The sequence below is a fragment of the Ruegeria profundi genome (genome assembly GCF_001507545.1).
GTDB classification, from domain to species: Bacteria; Pseudomonadota; Alphaproteobacteria; order Rhodobacterales; family Rhodobacteraceae; genus Ruegeria; species Ruegeria profundi.
On the sequence record NZ_LQBP01000022.1, the window covers coordinates 1 to 8,985 of the forward strand.

At 53.6% G+C, this 8,985-nt stretch carries 4 protein-coding genes and 2 pseudogenes; 1 reads left to right on the top strand and 5 read right to left on the bottom strand.

The genetic code is table 11. From position 1 onward, the window contains the following. Positions 1–289: 289 nt before the first annotated feature. Entirely contained in the window at positions 290–2,086 is a 1,797-nt protein-coding gene (locus tag AVO44_RS20365) for a hypothetical protein (protein WP_205626571.1), read from the bottom strand. Positions 2,087–2,287: 201 nt separating this feature from the next. Here AVO44_RS20365 and AVO44_RS20370 point away from each other — a divergent pair. Beyond that, positions 2,288–3,733: pseudogene (locus tag AVO44_RS20370) on the top strand (IS1182 family transposase). A 784-nt stretch (positions 3,734–4,517) separates the two neighbouring features. On the opposite strand, the pseudogene AVO44_RS21855 reads toward AVO44_RS20370, so the two are convergent. The 4 genes and pseudogenes from AVO44_RS21855 to AVO44_RS20385 all read right to left on the bottom strand — a co-directional run. Next, positions 4,518–4,727, bottom strand: a pseudogene (locus AVO44_RS21855) (DUF1214 domain-containing protein); the annotation flags it as partial. Between the two features lie 24 nt (positions 4,728–4,751). Further along, positions 4,752–5,516 carry a DUF1254 domain-containing protein gene (locus AVO44_RS20375; protein ID WP_157770064.1) on the bottom strand — a complete coding sequence of 255 codons (765 nt, stop codon included), beginning with the start codon at positions 5,514–5,516 and terminating at the stop codon, positions 4,752–4,754. 14 nt (positions 5,517–5,530) lie between these two features. After that, a complete protein-coding gene (locus tag AVO44_RS20380; RefSeq protein WP_082677606.1) occupies positions 5,531–6,547 on the bottom strand; it encodes a DUF1214 domain-containing protein in 1,017 nt (338 codons plus the stop codon). Positions 6,548–6,874: 327 nt separating this feature from the next. Next, positions 6,875–8,779, bottom strand: a complete 1,905-nt coding sequence (locus tag AVO44_RS20385) for a DUF3604 domain-containing protein (protein WP_068341298.1) — start codon at positions 8,777–8,779, stop codon at positions 6,875–6,877. Positions 8,780–8,985: the final 206 nt, after the last annotated feature.

Consider the following 8,985-nt stretch of genomic DNA (forward strand, 5'->3'; position numbering starts at 1 on the left):
GCCCCCGATCCGTCCCCTCAATATACCCCGACATGCCCGCCTCCGGTCTTTGCCGAAAAGCATACCACAATCGGAGTTTCCACACAGCCTCAGCCCTTTCCAGACCTTCGACTTGCGTCTTCCTAAGGGTAGGACCGTATGTCTTTTGCGTCCGAGTTGAACGTGAAAAAAACAGAGAGCGTTCTTCATGCGGCTCTGTGGTGCTGCTGCTTGGAAGAAACGCAATCCTTTCAACGTTCAACAACCCCACTATGCGAGTGAAGGCGCTGTAAGCAATGGCTCACCAGCACTACGAAAGCCTTCGCTTCACTCGCCTTAGCCGTTTTCTGATGTGCCGGATTGTTGCAACAAGCTCACGATCATTGCGGGCGCTTCCGTTAACGTTGTTCCAGATTGCGAGAACTTGATCGACGTCCGCAACAGCGAATTCTTTTTCCTGGCCTTTGACTGGTCTTTCAATATGATGAATTAAGTTGAGAAAGTAGGGAAGCGGGCCCAGCAATTCATCTGCATCCACGTCTTTCGCATTGATCAAGGTTCCGTAGCGCTCCGAAAGGGTCTTGAGAGTTTCCAAGACGTCTTCATTGTATGAAAACACAGCTAAGATTGCTTCGCCGAGTATGCTGTATGACCGCTTCATGAGATTATTGAAAACTTTCGCATGTAACTCGTCGTTTTTGAATTCCGGCAACCCAAGTTTTAGAACAACGAAAGCGCATAAAGGGTAATCTCGGCAGATTCCCTCCAACTCAATGTGAAGCTGCGTCTCCAGTTCCTGTGAATTGCTTGTCGTCGGGTTCGTCTTAAAAAACCCTAACGCTACCAAGGCGTCTTTTACAAAATTAAGCCCGGATGATCCCGGCGTGAAGCCAATCAAAGCGTGAGCTAACTCTTCATCGGATACGCCATTAGCAACAGCCCACTTCAGAACCTGGTTTTCAGTATGCCTCGACGTTAGTTGCTTTCTGACCTCCCTCATCATCTGACGAAAAACTGAAGATGAGTCAGTTTTCTGTTGGCAAAGTTCCCTGCACTCCTGAGCAGCTCGAGCAGCGCTTTCTACGTCTCCTCTTGCGAGCCAGAGACGCAACTCTGTTTCTCGCGAGGCATTTGTATGGATCTGAACAGCACCTAAGTATTTCTCTGCCTCCGTATAGTGATCCGATTGGATTGCATACTCCGCTAGTGCAATGAAGTCAGAGTCAGTGATCTTAAAAGGGTCATCCTTTCCAACTAATACCGGGAGGCCTGAGAATTGAACCACATAGCTCAGAAGGGATACATTAAACATGATTGCTGAGAAGGCGGCGAAGTACTCCTCGATCCCCAATGAGCTCGTAACAAAATTGTACCAACTGTCAGGTTGATAGATGGCAAGGAACGTTTCTTTGTATTCGTATAGTGACGGGAGAGGAGGTGCCCCGTTGCTTCTAAGCGACGTAAGCAGGAACAGAAGGCTGCCGCCCTCCAAAACAAGGAGTAAAAAGTACATCAAACGCGGTCGGCTGTAGCGTCTACGGAGATTCTCCGTAAGGCCTTCGGTGGCGGGGCTCATGTCCGAAGCAGAGTACCCAACAAGTCGCGCAGTCGTTGCAATTAGCAATATCCAAAAAACAGACCGATAGCCCACTTCTGCGCCGGAGAGAGCAATAGCAAAGATTGCGGCACACGAAAATGCGGTAGCCACGGGAAAAAGAAACTGTTCTGATAGAAATCCGGGTTTCCTATCTGCTCGGGACAACCTTTGAAAGGGTGTTTCCTTTGTTTGCCGCCCTTCTCGTCCGATTGTCGTCAACAATCCAGCCAGCAGTAGGACCAACCAAAAAACGGCTAGGTTGAGCCCAGCACATACTAGATACACTGTTAACGTCAGCGCGGCAAACACCGATGGGGGATCAAAAACGATGTATCCAATAGTCGAGCGGATCGATGCACCCCAACCGCGGTGTTTCAGCACCAATACGATAATCCCAACGATAGTGGATAGAGAAATGATGATCCCAAGTTGGAAGTACGTGGAGAACGCCTTGGTTTGTAGTGCATGAGGGCTGAGAAAAAACAATGCGAGCAGCGCCGCAATAGACAATACTATTCGGACTTCTCCCATAATTCATTACTTCTCGTTCTGCGCGCTAGTGTCGCGAATGGCCAATTGCTTGCTTGCGTACAAGCTTATATCACGAAGATCAGGCGAAATCTAAGGTCGGCTTTGTCCGGAGGCTGTGTGAAAACTCCCGCTGTTATCTGAAGGATGGTATGCTTTCCGGGAGAGATGCGGAGACATTCCGTGGGGCAAATTATCGAGGGCATTGATCGGCATCAGGCGCTGCTGTTCCCTGAGTGTTTGGACGATTACGTTGGCGAAGACAGTGCAGTCCGGGTGATCGACGCCTTCGTAGAGATGATCGATCTTGCCGGGCTCGGCTTCAACGCAGCACCAGCGGCGACGGCTCGGCCCGGCTACCATCCTAGGCTGATGCTGCGGATTTATCTGTATGGTTATTTGAACCAGATCCAGTCCTCGCAACGGTTGGAGCGCGAGTGTGGTCGCAACCTGGAACTCATTTGGCTGACGGGCCGGTTGAAGCTAGATTTCAAGAGCATCGCTGACTTTCGCAAGGATAATGGCCGCGCAATCCGCAAAGTCTGCCAGCAGTTCGTCGCGCTATGTCGTGACATCCATCCGCGGGATGCGAACCTCGTTGCCATCGATGACAGCCGGTTCATGGCGGTGAAAGCAAAGGCCAAGAACTACACGCGCAGCAAGCTGCGCCAGAAGCTCGGTGAGATCGACAAAGCCATTGAGCGTTATCTGGGTGAAATGGATCGTGCCGACGAAGTGTTTGAGCAGACCGGAACGGCCTTACCCGAAGCACGCATGGAACGCACCCTGCGAAAGCTAGAGCATCTCTGAAAAGAAGCGGCGCGCTACAGATCGATCGAAAACCGCATGGGTGCAACGGGCGAAACACAGGTCTCACTGAGTGATACTGACGCGCGATCCATGGCCACGACACCCCGCATGCCGCGTGTTGTTGAGTACAACGTGCAGACAGCCATGGAGGCCGAGCATCACCTTATCGTCGCCCATGAAGTCACCATGCAGGGCTACGACAGGGACGCCTTGTCGATGATGGCGGTGGCTGCGCGCGATGCGATGGCCCCGGATCGGATCGAGGTCATCGCAGACAAGGGATACTATAAGAGCGAAGAAATCCTCGCCTGTGAGGACGCCAGGATCGCGGGCGGCGTCCACAAGCCTCAGACATCAAATGTCAGCGCACGTGAACAGTTCGACAAAGCTGATTTTGCCTACGACGCTTCGGCTGACGCTTACATCTGCCCGGCAAGCCAACAGCTGATCTATCGGTTCACGAGCCAGCAAGACGGCAAAGTGATCCGGACCTACTGGTCCAGCCACTGCGAGGGTTGCGTGCTCAAGGACAAATGCACGAACAGCAAAGAACGCCGCATCCGCAGGTGGGAACATGAAGATGTTCTGGAACGTGTTCAGCAGCGCCTGGACAAGTACCCCACCCAAATTGCTGCGCGCAGCATGACGGTCGAACACCCCTACGACACGATCAGGTCATGGATGGGTGCGACGCACTTCAAGATGAGGCGGCTGAAAAACGTCGCCACCGAGATGGCCTTGCACGTCCTCGCCTACAACATGACCCGCGTGATCAAGATTATGGGCACACCAGCACTGGTTGCCACGATGAAGGCCTAATAGGCGGTGGTTTGGCTCGAATACAGATTCAAAACGCGCCAGAGAGCGGTCAAGACGATCTTCACATCAAATCCGATGCGCCACTGTCAATAATTTGGCCAATTACAATCCAAACGCCCAAACATCGCAGCGGTCTCAAAAGCTCACGCAGTTTCCACACAGCCTGTGGACGATACTGACATTTGCGCGGCAGGGGCCATGGTTTTGTTATGCAAACCTAAACTCGAGCTCTTCTACGAGTAATATTCAAACAAATGATGGCCTCTTGGCGACGCCACTCACTTACGTCACCAAGAGGCGAACCAGACAAATCTGGCGAATGCGTGAGCAACAGAGGTAATACAAATTTGCCCCGCCTTCGAATACTTGAATCAAAGATGAAGCAATTCAAGTATTTTTACGCGCGGAAAATATAAATTTATCATGTGGGCTATGCTTGCGTGAGTACTGGATCTTGCAGTCCTGCTTTTGAAGGTAGGGGCGAACTGTGCAAGTAGTTGGTTACTAATTAGGACAACACTGTCGTGAATCAGTGGTCACACCAGTCTGGTTAACTTCGCTTACCCAAATACGCATTCCAGATAGCCTGGGCAGTCCCATGGCCAGACTATGGCCCGCGCTGTCTGTCATCCCAGGTCATGACGGCGCGGGTATTTGGATCACAACTACATTCTGCCCTGACTTTAGCGAGCGAATACTTGGGACACCAAGCGGCTGTAAAGCAGAATGCAGTGGTGTCTACGTTGCGCACAGCAGCCACCTAGAAACCAGCTTAAGTGCCCTCTTACTCAGACGGCTCGATAGCAGGAAAGGACCAGTTTCCGTTCAAGATCTCTTCACGAGGTTCATATAGCCGAACAGTGTAGTTCCAGCCTGAAGTGATCGGTATGCAATTCACGCGCCCGTCTTCGCAGGCGCCAAAATTGATGGTGATGCTGCCGTCGGCATTGGCTTCTGCTGTAACGTTATTGAGACTGTTTCGACCGAGATCGTTTGCTTCGAGATAACCGTCGGCATTCTAGACGGTAATCGACCAGAACGCTTCAACCGGGACTTCATTCACCGTTACCGAATGTGGTGTTTCGCCATCATTTGCATCGACGCTGTCGATTTCATAGAGCGCGGCCGTTCGCGGTAGTCCGCCCCAGCCGGCAGCGGTTCCAACCAGATGATCGATGGGCCTGGTCTCTTCCTCGGTGCCAAACGAGTAGAAGCTGCTGAATCCGAGTTCGGCAAGGTTGCTTAAGGCCATGCGCGCCCGTGCCAGATCATCCAGATCCCAATCCGGCGCTTCGAACGGACCTGTCCCGCCTCCAGTCACGGTAAGGCTGTCCTGAGTGGCATGTGCCTCTATCACATCGTCAGGATCGTTAGCGTCCATGAATATCCGTACAGTCACATAGGCAAATCGAGTACCAACGTTTTCCTCGGTCAGGTTGTAGGTCCCGGGCGCGGTTTCGACGAACATGTAGTGATCCTGATTGATCACATGCATCGAGATGTATCGCTCGCCCAGATCAGACAGAGTGAATTCAACCGGATCGGACAGGTCCAGGACGATCCCGGAGTAGAGCGTGTCCTGGTTCATCCGGATAACCGGTTGATTGTCAGGGGTCGTCGGTTTGCGAACGTGGATCAATTCCCCAACACCCACGTCAAATGCAGCCATATTGGCACGGAACATATGATCCGTCTCCGCCCGGACAAAAGTGTCCAGCGTCACTGGTTCGGAAACAGCCAGAGATGGGGCCAGCAGAGCAATCGGAAACAATTTCTTCAACATCATCGGCGTCCTTCTCAGTTCACAGGTTGCGCGGCGGGAAAGGTCCAGCTTCCATCTAGGACCTCCTGACGGGGGCGATACAAGCGCACCACGTAGTTCCAGCCTTCGGTGATGGGTAAGCAATTCACCCGCCCGTCGTCGCAGGCTCCAAGATGGATGGTCATGCTTCCGTCAGCATTCTGCGCGCCGGTGACAGAGTTGATGCTGTAGGCGTTCAGTGCGTTCGGTTCATAGAAGCCGTCGGCATTATACATGCTCACCGACCAGAAAGCGTCCACCGGCACGTTCTGCGGCACCTCGATCTTGTACGCGCCGACGGGCAGACTTGGGAAAAATGCAGGGTAAAATGCTTCCGCTTCTGGCAGCCCGCCCCAGCCAGCAATCGTTCCGAGCATGTGGCGTATGGGGTGGACGTCTTCCTTTGTGCCGAACATGCGGGAACTGTCTGGTACGAACCCGAGGGCACCGAGCGGCAGCAGCTGTTCGACTACCGCCTCAAAAGCTTCGTCATCGTAGTTCGGGGCCACGAATGGGTTCGATGCATTGGCCTCGATTGTCATTGCGTCCTGGATCGCATTGACGGCCGCCACGTCCTCCGGATCTGCGGCGTCAACAAGCACGCGGAGGTAGACAATCACGTAAGGGGTGTCGAACTTTTCCAAGTCGAGGGTGTAGGTGCCGCCACCGAAGAACACCTCGTTTATGAAGTGGTCCTGATTGACGACCATAGCCGTCATGTACCGATCCTCGACTTCGGGAAGGGTCAAGGTCGCGCCCTCGCTGATGTCGACAACGGCGGTGCTATATAACGTGTCGCGGTTCATCCGGATCGTCGGTTGGTTTTCGACCGGGGTTGGTTCCCGGAAGTGGAAGAACCGATTGATGCCACGTGCGAGCGAGACGTATTTTTGAAACTCAAGGTCTGTGGCCGCCCGGATGAAATTGTCTGCGGTGATCGGCACCTCGGCGCTCTCGATCAAGCCCTCAAGGGTGTTGGTCGTCGTTTGGGCTTGCCCCGTTGTTCCGACCATTATTGCCAAAGCCAAGGCAACTAGACTTACTCGCATCGCGCTTATCCCCCAACATCCCAATAGCAAGCCAATATATGCGTTTAACCCCAGATTTCTTTGACCTGCGTCAAGCTTAACTCCCCAAGAACACGTCGTTAGTTCCGAGCTTCAAGTTCTTTGGACTACTTAGCGAAGCCGATGTGAGAAAGGATATTCCCCGCTGTTTGAAGGATGTCGGCCGAGGGATTCTAGGCTGACGCCGCTCTGGTCTCATGCCAATCATTGGCTGAAGTTTGTCCGAACGGTCACCTCTCGAGGACAGACCGGACGAACATCTAGTATCAATTTTCAGCCTTCCGGCGCGTACCAAATTGGCGAGGTATATGCGCGTTCTTGGTGAACCATCACAGCGTCTTCAGGCAGCTCGAGGTTGCCATAGAAAGCTTCGTCATAAGCTAGCCATGTCGGCGTCGGGATTTCTAAAACGCGGACGTAGTAATAGGCATGTTGAGATGGGTCAAACTCAGGATCCACCCAATGAGCACCAAGAGCAGCGGAACCAATGGTGTTTGTATAGTCCGCGCCAGTAACAGTGTCCCCTACGGGTGGAAGAATGCCGTCGGCGTTGGGCGCCCGGTCTCCAGCCCAAGCGGCGTCGAAGACTTTCGTCCGGGGTTCGCCATTCGCATCAACCCAACCCTTGACGACCTGAATGCGGTCCAGGTTTGCACCGTCGGGGTCGCGGAGAGCACGGACCATAAAGCTGGGTGCAGAACCTTCGGGCCCGGCAAACAGATCAGCGCCCATCGGGACGCCACGTGCATACCTTTCGGCTGCGAAGTCGGGCCGATGAACCTCTTCTGGTTCAAAGTCCCATCCGGCAATCACGCGCACGGTCATCCGTGGACCAGTTGTGGCATAAACTTCCTTACGCTTAAACGCATCCCAGATAGCTTCTCGAGTGTTCTCTCGCGCCCAAGCAGCAGCGAGACCCGAGGCGATGGTCTCGTAGTGCTTCACCGTGATCTCTTCGCCAAGGAAATCCGGCTGAATAGGGTTCTCAGAAATGCGGTCTTCTATTGCACTGGGTTCCGCCATCGAAGCCTTACCGAAATAGTTGTCTTCCCGTGACGTCGCGAGCGAAGTGTGACTGTCGGTCGAGCCAATCATGCCGAACTTGAACGGGTTAACGCCGATCTCTTCCTCGTACTTCAATCCCCTCGCCAAAGCGTCCCGGGCATATTCCCGCGGCAGCATCTCCGGTGTCTTGAGTTCGGTCCCAAAGTTCCCACGGTCCCAAGTGCCGTAGTCGGCAAACTCGTCATTTGGTGAGAGCATGGGATGCGCCTCACCATCGCCTTTGATCTGAGTGACCTCGTACAGCGGTTCCCACCGCATTCGCCTTTCGGCATAAGCCGCGTCCAACGGTTCGCCGTTTGCACGCGCGTCGTCGAACATCAGGCCGTTCGATAGGTTCCCATTGTGCGGAAACGCCATGACCTTGCCACCCGTCCGTGCCTCGTAGGCCTCCATCCAATCCCACAGATCCTCGGGATCCGAGCTGTCATAGTTGGAGAACGGCACGATGTCCGCGACTTTGTCGGCACCGTCACGAAACATGACGACCCGGTGAAGGTTGTTTGCATTGGTAACTGACGTCCACTCAAAGCCATTCAAGGCGGTGAAAACACCGGGCTCGTTGTAGTGCTCTGCGGTGTCGACAATACGGTTGTAGAATGTCCGCGTCAGGTCGTCGTCATCCAGGGGATCGGTGTTCACCATCATAGACTCGCCCCAAAGCACGTAGGCAGCCAATGGATCGCCCGCCTTCACCAGATCATGAACCTGACGACCCCAAGAGTTGGCTAAAAGCTGTGGATTCGACTCCGAAATCATGGGAGCCAGACCAAGATTTTCGGCGTGGTCAGCTACAACAAGAAAGTCGAGTGGTCGCACGAGTTGAGCGTAATCGCCAAGCGAGGCGCGGACTTTCTCGCCGCGAGCGAAGCGAAACGCTTCATCTGGCCCAAGAGCATTCCCGACCATTCCTGCATCCGTTGAATAGGACGTGTGCAGGTGGGTGTCGCCCCAGAATACCCGGTTGGGAAAAGACTGGTCGACAAATGGCGAGTAATGTTGCGTACCAATCCCTGCGTCTTCTGGATCAATCGCCAAATCGCCTAAGTAAGACTGCGCCAACCCTGCGCCAGCCATAAGGGCAGTCAAACTCGCTCCAACAAGAATTTGCTTCATCAAACCCTCCACTACACCGCGAAATCTTTGTAAGCATAACACACATTCCGATGACTGGTTTGGCTTCAATCACAACCAGATTGCCCTAGTGAGATCGAATGACCGCTATGGGCTGAGGCTGTGTGGAAACTCCGATTGTGGTATGCTTTTCGGCAAAGACCGGAGGCGGGCATGTCGGGGTATATTGAGGGGACGGATCGGGGGCA